This window comes from Variovorax sp. Root434, from assembly GCF_001426595.1.
GTDB lineage: Bacteria > Pseudomonadota > Gammaproteobacteria > Burkholderiales > Burkholderiaceae_C > Variovorax.
The window spans coordinates 311,342-327,775 of record NZ_LMEK01000001.1 but is presented as its reverse complement, the minus strand read 5'-3'; the positions used below and the strand labels follow the sequence as shown (position 1 = coordinate 327,775).

Genomic DNA, 16,434 nt, shown 5'->3' with positions numbered 1-16,434 from the left:
GGGGTTGGCGCAGCGACACGAAGTGCGCGCAGCCTGGGGGCGAGCCTGATCCGTCATGATTCGGCGGGAATGGCGATGCGAACCCGGTAATTCTTCTGGTCCATGCCGGCGCTGAACTGCATCTGCATGTCGTGCAGCAGCCGCAAACGGTCGCGCACGTTGGCCAGCGCAATGCCGTGGCCGCGCGGCAGCGGCTCGTCGGCCCAGCGCAGCGGCGGCAGGCTGTTGACCACCTCGATCACCACCATGCCGCCGCGCCGCTCGGTGCGGATGCGCACCTTGGCGCCCTCGGGGCTGGGCTCCACGCCGTGCTTGATGGCGTTCTCGACCAGCGGCTGCAGCAGCAGCGGCGGCAGGCGCGCGTTGCTGGCGGCGGCGTCGAGGTCCCAGCGGATGCGCAGGCGGTCGCCGAAGCGCACCTGCTCGATGGCGAGGTAGCGCTCGGCCAGCGCGATCTCGTCGGCCAGCGTGCCCGATTCGCCCGGGTCCGCCAGCGCCTGTCGGAACAGCTCGGCCAGGTCTTCGAGCATGGTCTCGGCCTTGGCCGGCTCCTCGCGCACCAGCGCGATGGCGCTGTTGAGCGTGTTGAACAGGAAGTGCGGCCGGATGCGCGACTGCAGCTCTTCGATCCGGGCCGTCATCGCCGCGGGCGTCTGGCCGCGCGCGCGCAGCACCATCGCGGCCATCACCAGCGCTGCGAACAGGGTGCCGGCCAGGGCGCTGGCCAGCCAGGGCGCGGTGGAGAGCACGCCCGTGAGGCGCAGCAGGCCGCAGCCATACAACGCCGACACCGCGCCAAGCACGGCGCCGGCCGTGTACTGCCATTGCTTCGGCAGGCGCTGCAGCGGCTTCTTGAGCCCGCAGGCGCTCACCAGCCACAGCAGCGTGGCAGGCAGGGCCCCGCCCGTGACCGTGGCCGCCTGCACCAGCCATTCGCCGGGCGTGGACGCCACGAACAGGGTCGCAATCGCCACCACCACCTCGACGAACACCACGGTGCGCAGCACCACCCCGATCTGGCAGGCGTCGAAGATGGACGGACTGCCGCGCAAGGGCGCGCGCGCCCTTTCCGGCGATGGCGGGGGCGTGGTTGTGGAGCTGGCCGATAAAATCGCCGGGTTGCGCATCGCAGACATCAGTTACATCGGGTGACCAACCCATTATTGCCTCCTGGACGGCTCCCATGACCCAAAACCAACTCGACAAGAAATCCGAAGCCTGGTCGGCCCTGTTCTCCGAACCGATGAGCGACCTGGTGAAGCGCTACACCTCCAGCGTCTTCTTCGACAAGCGCCTGTGGCAGGCCGACATCCAGGGCTCGCTCGCCCACGCCGGCATGCTGGCTGCGCAGGGCATCATCGGCGTGCAGGACCACGCCGCGATCGAACGCGGGATGGCGCAGATTCGCGCCGAGATCGAATCCGGCGCCTTCGAGTGGAAGCTCGACCTCGAAGACGTGCACCTGAACATCGAGGCTCGCCTGACCCAGCTGGTCGGCGACGCCGGCAAGCGCCTGCACACCGGCCGCAGCCGCAACGACCAGGTCGCCACCGACGTGCGCCTGTGGCTGCGCGGCGAGATCGACCTCATCGGCGACCTGCTGGTCGAGCTGCAGAAGGCGCTGGTGGACATCGCCGAGAAGAACGTCGACGTGATCCTGCCGGGCTTCACCCACCTGCAGGTGGCGCAGCCGGTGAGCTTCGGCCACCACATGCTGGCGTATGTGGAAATGTTCAGCCGCGACGCCGAACGCATGGCCGAGGTGCGCCGGCGCGTCAACCGCCTGCCGCTGGGCGCCGCCGCACTGGCCGGCACCAGCTACCCGCTGGACCGCGAGCTGGTCGCCAAGACGCTGGGCATGGACGGCGTCTGCCAGAACAGCCTGGACGCCGTGAGCGACCGCGACTTCGCCATCGAATTCACCGCCGCGGCCAGCCTGTGCATGGTGCACGTGAGCCGCATGAGCGAAGAGCTGATCCTGTGGATGAGCCAGAACTTCGGCTTCATCAACATCGCCGACCGCTTCACCACCGGCTCGTCGATCATGCCGCAGAAGAAGAACCCCGACGTGCCCGAGCTGGCACGCGGCAAGACCGGCCGCGTGGTCGGCCACCTGATGGCGCTCATCACGCTGATGAAGGGCCAGCCGCTGGCCTACAACAAGGACAACCAGGAAGACAAGGAGCCGCTGTTCGACACCGTCGACACGCTCAAGGACACCCTGCGCATCTTCGCCGAGATGATCGGCGGCATCACCGTGAAGCCCGAGGCGATGGAAGCCGCCGCGCTGCGCGGCTACGCCACCGCGACCGACCTGGCCGACTACCTCGTGAAGAAGGGCCTGCCCTTCCGCGACGCGCACGAAACCGTGGCCCATGCCGTGAAGGCCGCCACCTCGCACAAGGTCGACCTGGCCGAGCTGCCGCTGGCCGTGCTGCAGCAGTTCAACCCGAGCATCGAGAAGGACGTGTACGACGTGCTGAGCCTGCGCGGCTCGCTGAACGCGCGCAACATCCTGGGCGGCACCGCGCCCGCGCAGGTGAAGGCGCAGGTGGTCCGCCACCGCGCGCGCCTCGGCTGATCGCGACCGAAGCGGCACCGTGTTCTACGCCATACCGCTCGAGAACAAACCGAGCTGGCGCAATCCACCGTGGATGACGTTGCTGCTGATCCTCGTGAACATGATCGTGTGGTGGGGGCCGCAGCGCAGCGAGGAGAACGCGCGCGAGCGCGCCGCCCACTACTACGTGAACAGCGTGCTGCCCGAACTCGAGCTGCCGCCCTTCGTGGAATGGCTCGAAAAGACGGACCCCAAGCGCGGCAAGCTGGCTCGCCGGATGCTGCCGCACGAGGAAACCTATCCGCAGCTTCTGGAAAGCCTGCAGAACGACAGGAAGTTCCTGGCAAAGCTGCAAGCCGACGGGATCATCACGCCCACCAACCCGCAGTACGGCGAATGGAAGCGTGACCGCCAGCAGTACGAGGCCATGCTGCCCGCGCCCTTCACCGCGCGCTGGTCGCAGGACTACACCAAGGACGCCGAGCTCAAGCCCTGGACCTGGATCACCGCCGCCTTCCTGCATGGCAGCACCGGCCACCTGCTGGGCAACATGCTGTTCCTGTTCCTGTTCGGCTTCTCGGTCGAGCTGGCGCTCGGACGCGGCACCTACCTGAGCTTCTATCTGCTGGGCGCCGTCGGCGCCTCGGCGCTGGCCGGCTGGGCTTATGCCGGCAAGGATGGCTATGGGCTGGGCGCCTCGGGCGCCATCTCGGCGCTGATGGGCATGTACGCGGTGATGTACCGGCTCAAGCGCATCCGCTTCTTCTACCAGCTGTTCTTCTATTTCAACTACGTCACCGCGCCGGCCTTGCTGCTGCTGCCGGCATGGATCGTCAACGAGCTGATGCAGCATTGGCTGGGCGGCCAGGGCATTGCCTACATGGCCCACCTGGGCGGCCTGCTGACCGGTGCGGCCTTGATGACCGGCGCCCTGCTGCTGCGCCGCGTGCAGGCGCCGGAGACGGCCGCCGCACCCGAGCCCGACCGCTTCGGCGAGCACGTGGCCGCTGCCCAGAAGTTCAGCGCCGCAATGAAGTTCGACAAGGCATGTGGCGAATGGCGCGCCGCCGCCGCGCTGCGCCCCGGCGACAGCGACACGCTGCGCGCCTGGTTCAACACCGCGCGGCTGCAGCCCGCGAGCGACGACTTCCACCAGGCCGCCCGCCGCATCTTCCGCCTGCCCGCCACCGACGAGGGCACGATGGCGCTGCAGCACGCCAGCTACAAGACCTACCTCGACCAGGCCAAGCCCGGCGCACGGCTGAAGCCCGAGGACATGGCCCGGCTCGCGCGCCGCTTTGCCCGCATCCGCCAATTCGAAGACACCGACAAGCTCTGCCGCATCCTGCTGAAGACAGCGCCCGACCATCCGGAACTGGCCGATACGCTGTCGGCCTGTGCGAACGGGTTGCTGCATGCGGGCGAGCGCGACAAGGCGATCGGCCTGCTGCCGCACCTGCTGCGCCTCGCGCCGAACGACATGGTGACGCGCGCACTGCAGCGCGCCTGAGGAGCCTGAAGAACTAGGCGGCCGCCGCCGGCCGCAGCAGCCAGCGCACTTCCTGCGTCTGCTCGCTGTCGGGGTAGCGCGACTCCATCGTCGCGAGGATGGGCTGTGCCATGTCCGAGCGCCCCAGCCCCTGCACCAGCGCACGCGCCGCCAGCTCGTAGGCCTGCGGAATCGCCTCGTGGCCGCGAAAACGCTTGTCGAAGCCCGACAGCAGCGCCAGCGTGGCGTGCGCGTCGCCGCTGCGCCACTCGGCGCGCGCCATCGCGACCACCATCGCCGCGTCGTCGAGCGCGAAGGCCTTGTCCTTCTCCTTGCAGGCCTTGAAGACCTTGAGCGCCTCCGAGGCCAGGTCGCGCCGCATCAGCAGCGGAATGAAACGCCGCGCCTGGTCAAGCATGGTGTCCTTTTTCTCGGGCATCAGCGCCAGCACGCGGTGGTAGCGGCGCTGCGCCGCGAGGTCGTCGGACGCGGCCGTGCGCTGGGCTTCGTAGGCCGAGCCCAGCGCGGCCGCGAGATCGCCCTCGGTGATCAAATGGGCCACCTCGGCGTCGATGCGCTGCGCCGCGATCTGCTCGGGCGTACGGCGGTCGACCGGGGAGCCGTCGCCCAGTTCGCTGCCCGGCACCGCGTCGAAACCAAAGGCATCGTGGTGCTGGAACATCACGTAGCCCAGCAGGCTCGCCATGACCCAGCCGAAGTAGATGAACGCGAAGTTGATGACCGGCAGCGCGATGCGCCCGTCGAACATCGGCAGCAGCAGCGACAGCGCCACCTGCGCGCCCGTGCTCAGCAGGAACAGGAAGAAGCACAGCAGCGCATACGGCGAGCCGATGATGCGCATCGCGTCCATCACGTGGCCGGGGTTCATCGCCTGGAAGAAGCTGCCCGACTGCACCAGCACGATCACCGCCGCCGGGAAGGTGAAGGACATGACGAACAGCCCCACCGTGCCCAGGATCGGCGCATACCAGGCGAGCCAGCCGATCAGGAAGGCCTGCACCAGCGTGATCGCGAACAGCTTCCACGGCAGGTAGGTCCAGTCGTCGCTCGATTCGCGGCCGAAGTCGGCCGAATCGCGGATGCCGCGCGCGCCCAGCGCGATGACCTTGAAGCCGTATCGGCTGGCCGCCAGCATGATGCCGACCTCGATGACGAAGAGCGCCAGCGCATCCGGCAGGAAGAAGATCGCGTCGAAGAGCAGGCTGCAGAACGACAGCAGCAAGCCGTAGGCCAGCGGCCGCATCTGGAACGGGAACGCGAAGAAGCTGTTCAGGCGGCGCCAGAACGGCGGTGGCGGCGGCAGCGAATCCTTGACGGCGATCATGGCAATTCCTCCTGTTTTTCTTTTTGTGCCTGTATCCGCTTACTTGCGAAAGAACTCGCTCTGGCTCATGGCGCCGGCACCGCCCATGCGCATCACCGTGACCTCGTCGGCATGCACGAGGCGCATCTGACCGAGCTCGCGTTCCAGGCGCTGGGTGAAGCTGGTCTTGTACTGCAGCAGCGACTCGCCCATCTTCAGCACATTGGTGCCCGTGACGGTCGCGCTCTTGCGGTCGGTGGCCACCTCGATGGTGTCGATGTGGTAGTCGTACTCGATGGTGAGGATGCCGCCCATCCGCTCGCCCACCCTGCTGAAAGTCTCGAAGGCCTCGCGGTTCGCCTGGCAGGCCTCGTCGCGGTTGTGGGAGCGCTCCACCGTTTTCCCCATCATGGTGGTCTTGCTCTCGATCCGGGCCTTGCGGCTGAGCTGCTTGCACAGCATCTCGGCGTCGCGCGAGTAGATGGCGTGGGCTTCCTTCTGGTAGAAGTCGCGCACCATCGATTCGTCAAGCTTGCGGCCGCCAATAAAGAAATACCACGCGCCCACGCAGAGCGCGATCACGATCGCAATTTGCTTCATTTCTTCCCGCCCGCGCCTGCGCGCATCCCTCTTGATTTTGCGGGGCAGTATACGTTGCCGAATGTTTCCTGGAGGCGTCGAAACGAGCTCGTGCCCCTGAATCCGGCCGCCCGGGAGCCCCGTATACCGGGCATGTGCATCGATGCCCGACAATCCCCGAATGCCAGCACCCAGCCCCGACGCCGAACTGATGGCACTGATCGACCGGATCGGCCGTCGCGACGAAGCCGCCCTGCGCCTGCTGTACGACCGCACCTCGCCCAAGCTGATGGGCCTCGCGATGCGCGTGGTGCGGCAGCGCGAATGGGCCGAGGACGTGCTCCAGGAAGCCTTCCTGACTGTCTGGCGAGTCGCCGGCGACTATCGCGCCTCGCTCAGCCCGCCGCTCGCATGGCTCGGGCTGATCGTGCGCAGCCGGGCGCTCGACCTGCTGCGCCGCCGCGCCGCCGACCGCACCCGGCTGACCCAGGAATTCGACGAAATCATGGCCGACCAGTTCGAATCGGATGCACCCAACCCCGCCGACACCGCCGATGCCAGCGAGCAGGCCTGGGCGCTGCACCAGTGCCTGAGCCGGCTCGAGGGCCGCCAGCGCGAGGTGGTCAGCCTGGCCTACCTGCGCGAAATGAGCCACGGCGAACTGGCCGAGCAGCTCAGGCTGCCGCTGGGCACGGTCAAGACATGGATCCGGCGCGGGCTGGAAAAACTGCGCATCTGCATGGGGCGCTTTGCGTGAGAGCGATGGCGAAGAAGAAGGCGACCCTCCCATGAATCTCCTCGCGCACCCCGAGCTGCTCGAACTGCTGGCCGCGAACCACGCGCTCGGCACGCTGCGCGGCGGCGCCCGCCGCCGTTTCGAGACCCTGGCCCGCGAACAGGCGCCGGTGCGCGCCGCCGCGCTGGTCTGGCAGAGCCGGCTCGCGGGCATGACCGAAATGCAGCCCCCGGTCGTGCCCGACCCGGCCGTGTGGACCCGCATCCGCAACACGATCGACGCCGAGCAGGCCGCGCTCGCCATCGAACGCCAGCGCAATGCCGCCGCCGGCAAGCCGCAGTCGCAAGGCGGCTGGCTGCGCAGCCTCGCGCTGTGGCGCGGCGCCACGGCCGCCGGCGCACTGGCCACGGTGCTGGCCGTGGTGGTCGGGCTGAACCTGCGCGACCAGCTGCAGAACGCCCCGGCGGTGCAGTACGTGGCCGTGCTGAACGACGACAAGGCCGCGCCCTCGATGCTCGTCACCTTCGATCCGAAGAAGAAGCAGCTGGTGCTGCAGCGCGTGGGCGGCTTCGACGAAGGCAACGACAAGTCGCTGCAGCTCTGGGCCCTGCCCCTAGGCGGCGCACCGCGTTCGCTGGGCGTGCTCGACAAGGCGCCCGCGCTGCGGCTGGCTGCGTCAGAATCCGACGTGCGCGTGCCGGCCCTGGCGATCAGTCTCGAACCGAAGGGCGGCGTGCCCAGCGAGGGCGGCCCGACCGGCCCGGTGCTCTTCCATGGCGCCCTCATTGAAAAAACCATCTGACCTGTTTGCCGTCCTTCCGATGCCTTCGATGAAAACCGCGCTGGCCGCGGTCGCGCTGCTGACTGCGGCACTCGCCTCGCATGCCCAGTCCGCCTTCTTTCCCCAGGAATCGGAGACGGCCGCCGCCGAGGCCGCGTCCGCGCGCGACTACCTCGCCGCCAAGGAGCGCTGGCACAACGAGCTCGCGGCCTTCGCGCGCGCCGACCAGGAGCGTTTTCCGGCGCCCGGTGGCGTGGTGTTCGTCGGCAGCTCCACGGTGCGCATGTGGACCCGCCTCGCGCAAGATTTCGCGCGCGTGCCCGGCGGCGTGGTCAACCGCGGCTTTGGCGGCTCGACGCTGGCCGACTGCAGCTTGTTCGCGCGCGACCTCGTGGTGCGCTACAAGCCGCGCCAGGTGATGGTCTATGCGGGCGACAACGACCTGGCCGAAGGCCGCACCCCGCTGCAGGTGCTCGACAGCTTCGCGCGCTTCGCCAACGCAGTGCGCGCCGATCTGCCCGACACGCGCATCAGCTTCATCTCGGTCAAGCCCAGCCCCTCGCGCGAGCAGCTGATGCCGCAGATCCGCGAGACCAATCACGTGATCTCGGCCTACCTGAACCTGCTGCCCAACAGCGAGTTCATCGACGTCTACACGCCGATGCTGGGCGCCGATGGGCGCCCGCGCGCGGAGCTGTTCCGGGGCGACAGGCTGCACATGACGGACGAAGGCTACCGGCTGTGGCATTCGATCATTGCGCCGCACCTGCCGGCCCCGGCGCCGACGGCCCCCTTGCCCTGAGACCGTTGCCGGTCAGGCGCGCGCGGTCTCCGACGGCATGTCGTCCGCCGGCGGCGGCACATCCGCCCCGTGCGTGAAGCGCGCCACGAAGTACATCCCCGAGAACACCGCCAGCAGCAGCAGGCCGTCGCCCCACCACGGCCGCGCCATCTGGTTGTCGCCGTAGAAGGCCAGCACCAGCAGCACCGCCACGAGGTGCGCGCAGAACACCGGCAGCGAGGCCGAACCCATCGCCTCCAGCCAGCGCAGCCGCGGAATGCGGCGCATCAGCCATGGCCCGAAGCGCACCGCCAGGATGCACAGCGCCACGAGGTTCACCAGCCGCAGCGGGCCGAGTTGCCACTTGTCGAACAGCAGGTTCAGCTCCACGTCGCCGCCGAACGGCGCCTGGCCGTTGATGCCGGTGTGGCGCCAGTAGACCCCGTACAGCGCAATGCCCGCCGCAAGCACCAGCAGCCACCACGGAAAACGCAGGGGCCGGGCTTCCGGCCCGCTGCGCGTGGCGCCGATGCACAGACCCGCGAACCACAGGAACTGCCACGCATAGGTGTTGAACGCGCCCATCTCGTGGAATGGCACCGGCACGTCCAGGTAGCGCACAGCCAATGCATAGATCCATTCGCTGACCCCGAACTGCGCCGCTGCCCACACGGTCGCGCTCGCCACCATCACCCCGGTCCAGCCGTGGCGCATGGCAAAGGCGAGCACCCAGGGGCTCAAGAGCATGAAGAAGATGTACATCGGCAGGATGTCGAGCAGCGCCGGCTCGTAGATCAGCAGCAACCCGAACAGGAAGCCGTCGCGCGGCTCGGCCAGGTAGTACGACACCAGGTTCTTCACGGCCGGCTGGTCGATGTGCAACCCCACTGCCGCGATCACGGTGAACAAGAACAGCAGGATCGCCGCCTGGCACAAATAGACCTTCACCACGCGCCGCCAGAAGGCCTGGCGCATCGAGTCGACGCCGCGCAGGTAGCCGATGCGGCTGTACACCAGACCGGCGACGAAGGCCGACAGCAACACGAAGCCTTCGGCGGCCGAGACGAAGCCGAAAGGCTGGCCCAGCGGATCGGTCAGGCGGGTGGGCAGATGGGTGACGGTCATCAGCACGAGCATCAGCCCGCGCAAGGCGTCTATTTCCCAGTAGCGTTTCATCGGTCGGCGGCGAGGTCTTGGTGGCGGTCCGCGCGGCGCACGCACGACAGGGTTCGATTGTAAGAAGGCCGGCAGACTCGTTCGGGGGGGCGTGCGAATGACACCGGGTACTCCCCTCCGCGAATGTCCCCCGCCCTTCGGGCTCCTCCTTTGTTTCGCTGCGGGGAGTACCCGGTGCCATTCGCACATGGACGATCTGCTCGTGCCGGCGGTTCGACCGCTGCGTCCATCGCTCACGCCGATGGGGTGCCTTGCGCAGCGAAATAAAGGAGGAGGCCGCAGGCCGGGGGACATTCGCGGAGCAAGGCATCCCGTCGGCGTGAGCACACCCCGAACAGCAGCCAACGCATCGGCATCGAATCGAATGCGACCACGCCAACGGCCTATGACCGTTGGCACTGCCGAACCGTCGCGCAAATCGGATACGCTGCGCGCTGCCTTCAGGTGGAGATACAACAAAAGTGAATCGTTTCGTTCCAACATTGCTCCTGGCTGGCGGTGTCCTCGCGGCCGCCCCGGGCTTTGCCCTCCAGATAACCAGCCTCACGCCGCAGGGCGAAGTCGCCCGAGTGCGCCAGGTCGTCGCCAAGTTCGACCAGGCGGCCGTCAACTTCGGCGACCCCAAGGCCCCCGCCCCGCTTACAGTGAGTTGCACCGACGCGCAGGCCGCCAAGGGCACCGGCCGCTGGACCGACGCCAAGGCCTGGGTCTACGACTTCGAGAACGACCTGCCGCCCGGCGTGCGCTGCACCGTCACCCGCATTCCAACCTTCAAGCCCGCCTCGGGCGAACTCACCGGACCCGAGCGCTACCAGTTCAACACCGGCGGCCCGTTCGTGCGCAACTACATGCCGGGCAGCTACAGCCGCATCGACGAGCAGCAGATGTTCATGCTGGAGCTCAACGGCGCGGCCACGCTCGACAGCGTGCGCCAGAACGTCTGGTGCGCGGCCGACGGCGTGGGCGAGCGCATTCCCGTCAAGCTGCTCGACGGCGACCAGCGCGCCGGCCTGCTCAAGGCCTTCGGCCGCGACAAGGCTGCGGAGAAAGACCCGCTGCGCTTCGTCACGATGCAATGCAACCGCACGCTGACGCCCGGCGCGAAGGTGCAGATCGTCTACGGCAAGGGCGTGGCGACGCCCTCGGGCGTGGCGAACAACGTGGAGCGCCGCTTCGACTTCCAGGTGCGCGAGCCCTTCGCCGTGTCGTTCACCTGCGAGCGCGAGAACGCGCAGGCCGGCTGCCTGCCGCTGCGCCCGATGCAGCTGCAGTTCAACGCGCCCGTCACGCGCAAGCTGGCCTCGCAGATCCAGCTCAAGGGCGACAAGACGATCAAGGCCAAGCTCGACAACGAGGGCGGCGCGCAGAGCGACGACGACGTGGTCAGCAGCGTGAGCTTCGAGCCCCCGCTGGCCGAGAGTGCGCAGTTCAGCATCGAGCTGCCCTCGAAGTTCGAGGACGCCTCGGGCCGGCCGCTGGCCTCGCCCGGCAGCTTTCCGCTGAAGGTGGCGACCGGCGCGATGCCGCCGCTGGCCAAGTTCGCCGCCTCGCCCTTCGGCGTGGTCGAGCGCCTGGCCGAGCCCGACACCCCGGCCATGATGCCGGTCACCGTGCGCCGCGTGGAGCCGAAGCTGATGGTCAACGCCCTCACGCCCGGCAAAGTGAGCGACATGAACCCGAAGACCGACGCGGAAATCATCGCGTGGTTCCGCAAGGTGCGCCGTTACGACAGCTTCACCATCTCGCGCGAGCAGGCGCGCAAGGACGTGAGGGGCCCGCTGCCCCCGGTCATCGACAAGGACGACCGCACCACGCTGCAGACCCGCATGCTGTCGCTGCTGGCGGGCCAGTCGGGCGTGAAGGCGCTGGACATGCCCAAGTCGGACAGCGGCGATCCGCGCCCCTTCGAGGTCATCGGCATCCCGCTGACGCCGGGCTTCCACGTGCTCGAAATCGCCTCGCAGAAGCTGGGCGAGGCGCTGCTCGACGAGCGCTACAACGCCGGCCGCACGATGTACGTGCGTACCACCGCGCTGGCCACCAACCTGGCGGTGCATTTCAAGCTGGGCCGCGAGAACTCGATGGCCTGGGTCACCACGCTCGACAAGGGCAAGGTCGTGGCCGGCGCCGATGTGCGCGTGTCGGGCTGCGACGGCAAGGCCGTGGCCACCGGCACCACCGATGCCAACGGCGTGGTCATGCTCAATGGCATCTCGCCGCAGGCGCCGTCGTGCAACGGCCCGAACGAATACGACACGGCGGCCTGGTTCGTCAGTGCCCGCGCCAAGGACGACAAGGGCGTGGAAGACCTCGCCTTCACCTGGAGCGACTGGCAGCGCGGCATCGAGCCCTGGCGCTTCAACGTGCCGACCAGCATGCAGGCCGAGGCCGACCGCGTCGCCCACACCATCTTCGACCGCACGCTGCTGCGCGCCGGCGAGACGGTGTCGATGAAGAGCCTGATCCGCACGCAGACCAGCAAGGGCTTCGGCCTGCCCGAGAACCGGCCCGACACGCTGGTCATCACCCACGTGGGCAGCGGCCAGCGCTTCACGCAGCCGCTGAAATGGCGCAAGACCGCGACCGGCGGCCTGAGCGCGGAGAACACATTCCCCATTCCGCCGGCCGCCAAGCTCGGCGTGTACGAGGTGATGCTGCGCACCGGCGGCGGCAAGGACGCCAACGGCGAGGGCGAAAGCGATGGCGACGAAGGCTACGGCCGCAGCTTCTCCACCGGCATGTTCCGCGTCGAGGAGTTCCGCCTGCCCGTGCTCGAAGGCCGCATCGCGCCCACCGACAAGAAGCCGCTGGTGGCTGCCACCAGCGTGCCGACCGACGTGCAGATCAACTACGTGGCCGGCGGCGGCGCCGCCAACCTGCCGGTGCGCGTGTCGGCCATGGTGCGCGGCAAGAGCCTGAGCTTCTCCGACTATGACGCCTTCAGCTTCAACCCGCCGCGCGCAGCGCAGGGGGACGGCAGCGAGGCCACCACCGCAGTCAGCGCCGCGGCCGAGGCCGGCTCGGGCGAGGAAGACCTCAACAGCGTGAACGACACCCGCGTGATCGCCGACAAGCTGCCCCTCACGCTGAACAAGGACGGCGCCGGCAAGGTCACCATCGACAAGGTGCCGAAAGTGAAGGCCGCGCGCGAACTGCTGCTCGAAGCCACCTACGCCGACCCGAACGGCGAGGTGCAGACCATCCGCAGCACGCAGACGCTGTGGCCCGCCTCCGTCATCGCCGGCATCAAGACCGAAGGCTGGGTTTCGACCAGCCAGAAGCTGAAGTTCCAGGCGCTCGCGCTCGACCTCTCGGGCAAGCCCCAGGCCAACGTGACGCTCAACGTGCGTGCCGTGGCGCGCATCACCACCACCAGCCGCAAGCGCATGGTGGGCGGCTTCTACACCTACGACAACAAGACCGAGACGAAAGACATCGGCACCGTCTGCAGCGGCAAGAGCGACGCGCGCGGACTGCTGCTGTGCGAATCGGAGCTGAAGGAAGCCGGCGAGGTCGAACTCATCGCCAGTGCCACCGACAGCGAGGGCCGCGACGCCAAGGCCGTGAGCTCGGTCTACGTGACGAAGCAGGGCGAACTCTGGTTCGGCGGCGAGGACAACGACCGCATCGACGTGCTGCCCGAGAAGAAGAGCTACCAGCCAGGCGAAGTCGCCAAGTTCCAGGTGCGCAGCCCGTTCCGCTTCGCGACCGCGCTGGTCGCGGTGGAACGCGAAGGCATCATCGAGACGCACGTGGTGCAGCTCGACGGCAAGGACCCGACCGTCACCCTGCAGGTCAAGTCCGAGTGGGGGCCCAACGCCTACGTGAGCGTGCTCGCGCTGCGCGGCCGCCTGCGCGAGGTGCCGTGGTACAGCTTCTTCACCTGGGGCTTCAAGTCGCCGCGCGAGTGGTGGACGGCCTTCTGGTACGAAGGCAAGGAATACGTGGCGCCGACCGCCATGGTCGACCTGAGCAAGCCCGCCTACCGCCTCGGCATGGCCGAGATCCGCGTTGGCACGCGCGCCCACCAGCTCGACGTGACCGTCACGAGCGACAAGCCCAGCTACCCGATCCGCAGCAAGGCACAGGTCACCATCAGCGCCAAGCTGCCCGACGGCAAGCCGGCCGCCGGCGCCGAAGTGGCGCTGGCCGCGGTCGACCAGGCCTTGCTGGAACTGATGCCCAACGACAGCTGGAACCTGCTCAACGCGATGCTGCAGCGGCGAAGCTGGGGCGTGAGCACCTCCACCGCGCAGATGGAAATCGTCGGCCGGCGCCACTACGGGCGCAAGGCCGTGCCTGCGGGCGGCGGCGGCGGCAAGGGCCAGACGCGCGAACTGCTCGACACCCTGCTCGTGTGGAGCCCGAAGGTGGTGCTCGACGCCAACGGCCAGGCCGTGGTGACGGTGCCGCTGAACGATGCGCTCACCACCTTCAAGATCGTGGCCGTGGCCGATTCGGGCGCCAGCCTGTTCGGTACCGGCCAGGCCAGCATCCAGGCCACGCAAGACTTGCAGATCATCAGCGGCCTGCCGCCGCTGGTGCGCGAGGACGACCAGTTCCGCGCGCAGATCACCTTGCGCAACACCACGCAGAAGCCGATGAAGGTCGAGGCCACGCCGCGCGCCACCCTGCTCACGCTGGAGACGCAGACCGTGGACATCCCGGCCGGCGAGGCCCGCGAGGTGGCATGGAACGTGACCGCGCCCGCGCAGCTCGCGCAGACGCGCGCCGAAGCCATCCTGTGGGAGATCGAGGCCAAGGACACCATCGGCGGCGCGCGCGACGCGCTCAAGGTGCGCCAGCGCATCATCCCGTCGGTGCCGCTCACGGTGCAGCAGGCCACGCTGGTGCAGCTCGATGGCCCCTTCACGCTCGACGTGGCGCCGCCCGCCGATGCCCTGCCCGGCCGCGGCGGCCTGAAGATGTCGCTGCAACCCAAGCTGGCCGAAGGCCTGCCGGGCGTGCGCGACTGGTTCGCGAACTACCCCTTCATCTGCCTCGAACAGAAGACCAGCAAGTCGGTCGGCCTGCGCGACGCGAAGATGTGGCAGAGCGTGCTGGCCCAGCTGCCGACGTATCTGGACAGCGACGGCCTCGCCAACTACTTCCCGCCGCGCGACGGCGAGGCGAACCGCGGCAGCGACATCCTCACCTCGTACCTGCTTGCATCGACCAACGAGGCCGCGCAGCTCAACCCCGCCTTCGCGCTCGCCGACGACGTGCGCGCGCCGATGGAGTCGGGCCTGATCGCGTTCGTCGAAGGCCGCATCACGCGCGAGTTCTGGAGTCCGCGCAAGGACCTCGACGTGCGCAAGCTCGCCGCGCTCGAGGCGCTCTCGCGCTACGGCAAGGCCAAGGGAAGCATGGTCGGCAGCATCACCATCGCGCCGAACCAGTGGCCCACCAGCGCAGTGATCGACTGGCTCAACATCCTCAAGCGCGTGAACGACGTGCCGCAGCGCCAGCAGCGCCTGGACGAGGCCAACAACGTGCTGAAGGCGCGCCTGTCGTACCAGGGCACCAAGCTGATCTTCAGCACCGAGCAGGACGACTACTGGTGGTGGCTGATGACCAACGGCGACGTCAACACCGCCCGCCTGCTGCTCAGCGTGATGGACGACCCGGCCTGGAAGGACGACATCGGCAAGCTCGCCAACGGCTTCATCGGCCGCCAGCAGAACGGCGCCTGGCACACCACCACCGCCAACCTGTGGGGCGGACTGGCGCTGGAGAAATTCAGCAAGGTGTTCGAGAGCACCCCGGTGGCCGGCGTGACCGCCGCCACGCTCGGCGCGGTGAAGGCGCAGGTCGACTGGAACAAGGTCGAGCGCGTGAAGACCAGCGACGCGACCGGCGCGCCGAACCAGACCACCTTCTTCGGAGCGCCCGCCTCGCCGGGCAACCTGAAGAACAACACGATGTTCCTGCCGTGGGCTGCATCGCCGTCGGGCGCACCCGTGCGCGACACGCTGCTGGTCACGCAACAGGGCACCGGCAAGCCGTGGCTCACGCTGCAGTCGATTGCCGCCGTGCAGCTGAAGGCGCCGTTCGCGGCCGGCTATGCGCTCAAGAAGACCATCACCCCGGTCGAGCAGGCCGTGGCCGGCAGGTACACGCGCGGCGACGTGCTGCGCGTGAGCATCGAGGTCAACGCCAGCACCGACATGACCTGGGTCGTCATCAGCGACCCGATCCCCGGCGCCGCCACCATCCTCGGCAGCGGCCTGGGCCGCGATTCGCAGATCGCCACGCAGGGCGAGAAGAAGAGCGGCGCCGGCTGGCCCGCATTCGAGGAGCGCAGCTTCGAGGCCTTCCGCAGCTACTACGAGTACCTGCCCAAGGGCGTGGTGAAGATGGAATACACGGTGCGCCTGAACAACGTCGGCGACTTCGCGCTGCCGCCGAGCCGCGTCGAGGCGATGTACGCGCCCGAGATGTTCGGCGAGACGCCGAATGCGCGGGTGAAGGTGGAAGCGGCGAAGTAGCGGCGCCCGGCGCTTCTTCTCCAGCTTCTTTACCTCGTCGACCCGGCCGGATCCGCACCCCGCGGCGCATCCGGCTGTCTCGCCCCGGCCGCGGGCGAGCGCAGCGCGGGGGGTCGGCGAGCCGCGCAACCTGGCCAGGTTGTGCGGCCGCGGTCAGCATCGTTACTGAATACCGCGCCGGTTCGCCTCCCGCCATCCCGCATGGCGAAAGGCCATCGGCCGCCCATCGGGGTCTTTCGACGCCGTCACCCCACGCATTCCCTTGAGAAGCCCGGCCCCGCCTCGGCTGGCATGCCGGTGCGCCTTTTGATCGTCAACGGCGCGCAATCCGACGCCTTTGTAGGACTTTGGCCTGACTCGCGCTGTGGCTGAAATGTGAAGTTTGCACACTTTGTTTCGCCTCGACGCAGCCCAAATCCGGGTTTTGCCCTACCTTTATATTGCACTGCAGCATGCCACGTGAGGGCCGCGGGCAGTCTCTTCAATCCCCTGGATGCACGCCGACGTTCCGGCGTGCGCC

11 protein-coding genes are annotated in these 16,434 nt (G+C 68.3%); 7 read left to right on the top strand and 4 right to left on the bottom strand.

Features of this window, described 5'->3' with window-relative positions:
* Nucleotides 1–53: 53 nt before the first annotated feature.
* A complete protein-coding gene (locus tag ASD05_RS01510; protein WP_235507826.1) occupies nucleotides 54–1,052 on the bottom strand; it encodes a sensor histidine kinase in 999 nt (332 codons plus the stop codon).
* On the opposite strand from ASD05_RS01510, the gene ASD05_RS30575 reads away from it, so the two are divergent.
* Genes ASD05_RS30575 through ASD05_RS01500 form a run of 3 tightly spaced genes read left to right on the top strand, consistent with a single transcriptional unit; the run spans nucleotide 997 to nucleotide 4,070 of the window.
* A complete protein-coding gene (locus ASD05_RS30575; RefSeq protein WP_235507842.1) occupies nucleotides 997–1,152 on the top strand; it encodes a hypothetical protein in 156 nt (51 codons plus the stop codon). The two genes, ASD05_RS01510 and ASD05_RS30575, sit on opposite strands and share 56 nt — an antisense overlap.
* A 31-nt stretch (nucleotides 1,153–1,183) precedes the next feature.
* Nucleotides 1,184–2,581: an argininosuccinate lyase gene (gene argH, locus ASD05_RS01505; protein ID WP_056586648.1), complete on the top strand. Its 1,398-nt coding sequence runs from the start codon at nucleotides 1,184–1,186 to the stop codon at nucleotides 2,579–2,581.
* A gap of 19 nt (nucleotides 2,582–2,600) precedes the next feature.
* Nucleotides 2,601–4,070, top strand: coding sequence for a rhomboid family protein (locus ASD05_RS01500; protein WP_056586647.1), 1,470 nt, complete (start codon nucleotides 2,601–2,603; stop codon nucleotides 4,068–4,070).
* Between the two features lie 13 nt (nucleotides 4,071–4,083).
* On the opposite strand, the gene ASD05_RS01495 is transcribed toward ASD05_RS01500, so the two are convergent.
* Together ASD05_RS01495 and ASD05_RS01490 are read right to left on the bottom strand one after the other, a co-directional pair.
* Nucleotides 4,084–5,394 (bottom strand): hypothetical protein, encoded by a 1,311-nt coding sequence (locus ASD05_RS01495; RefSeq protein ID WP_056586645.1) that lies wholly within the window; start codon nucleotides 5,392–5,394, stop codon nucleotides 4,084–4,086.
* A gap of 39 nt (nucleotides 5,395–5,433) precedes the next feature.
* Nucleotides 5,434–5,973 (bottom strand): hypothetical protein, encoded by a 540-nt coding sequence (locus ASD05_RS01490; protein WP_056586641.1) that lies wholly within the window; start codon nucleotides 5,971–5,973, stop codon nucleotides 5,434–5,436.
* Between the two features lie 142 nt (nucleotides 5,974–6,115).
* Between ASD05_RS01490 and ASD05_RS01485 the strand changes: the two genes are divergently transcribed.
* From ASD05_RS01485 to ASD05_RS01475, 3 genes are read left to right on the top strand one after another with little or no spacing between them, the layout of a single operon-like run.
* Nucleotides 6,116–6,709 (top strand): RNA polymerase sigma factor, encoded by a 594-nt coding sequence (locus tag ASD05_RS01485; protein WP_056586637.1) that lies wholly within the window; start codon nucleotides 6,116–6,118, stop codon nucleotides 6,707–6,709.
* Nucleotides 6,710–6,740: 31 nt separating this feature from the next.
* Nucleotides 6,741–7,490 carry an anti-sigma factor domain-containing protein gene (locus ASD05_RS01480; RefSeq protein ID WP_056587770.1) on the top strand — a complete coding sequence of 250 codons (750 nt, stop codon included), beginning with the start codon at nucleotides 6,741–6,743 and terminating at the stop codon, nucleotides 7,488–7,490.
* Nucleotides 7,491–7,518: 28 nt separating this feature from the next.
* A complete protein-coding gene (locus ASD05_RS01475; RefSeq protein WP_056587768.1) occupies nucleotides 7,519–8,271 on the top strand; it encodes an SGNH/GDSL hydrolase family protein in 753 nt (250 codons plus the stop codon).
* Nucleotides 8,272–8,283: 12 nt separating this feature from the next.
* On the opposite strand, the gene opgC is transcribed toward ASD05_RS01475, so the two are convergent.
* The gene (opgC, locus tag ASD05_RS01470) at nucleotides 8,284–9,426 is read right to left on the bottom strand and encodes an OpgC domain-containing protein (protein ID WP_056586634.1); all 1,143 of its coding nucleotides are present in this window, start codon (nucleotides 9,424–9,426) and stop codon (nucleotides 8,284–8,286) included.
* A gap of 461 nt (nucleotides 9,427–9,887) precedes the next feature.
* On the opposite strand from opgC, the gene ASD05_RS01465 reads away from it, so the two are divergent.
* Entirely contained in the window at nucleotides 9,888–15,914 is a 6,027-nt protein-coding gene (locus ASD05_RS01465; protein WP_056586631.1) for an alpha-2-macroglobulin family protein, read from the top strand.
* Nucleotides 15,915–16,434: the final 520 nt, after the last annotated feature.

Excerpts from the sequence above, each read along its gene's own strand:
- argH (WP_056586648.1), top strand. The coding sequence starts at position 1,184 with ATGACCCAAAACCAACTCGACAAGAAATCCGAAGCCTGGTCGGCCCTG.
- ASD05_RS01495 (WP_056586645.1), bottom strand. The coding sequence starts at position 5,394 with ATGATCGCCGTCAAGGATTCGCTGCCGCCGCCACCGCCGTTCTGGCGC.
- ASD05_RS01490 (WP_056586641.1), bottom strand. The coding sequence starts at position 5,973 with ATGAAGCAAATTGCGATCGTGATCGCGCTCTGCGTGGGCGCGTGGTAT.
- ASD05_RS01485 (WP_056586637.1), top strand. The coding sequence starts at position 6,116 with ATGCCCGACAATCCCCGAATGCCAGCACCCAGCCCCGACGCCGAACTG.
- ASD05_RS01480 (WP_056587770.1), top strand. The coding sequence starts at position 6,741 with ATGAATCTCCTCGCGCACCCCGAGCTGCTCGAACTGCTGGCCGCGAAC.
- ASD05_RS01475 (WP_056587768.1), top strand. The coding sequence starts at position 7,519 with ATGAAAACCGCGCTGGCCGCGGTCGCGCTGCTGACTGCGGCACTCGCC.
- opgC (WP_056586634.1), bottom strand. The coding sequence starts at position 9,426 with ATGAAACGCTACTGGGAAATAGACGCCTTGCGCGGGCTGATGCTCGTG.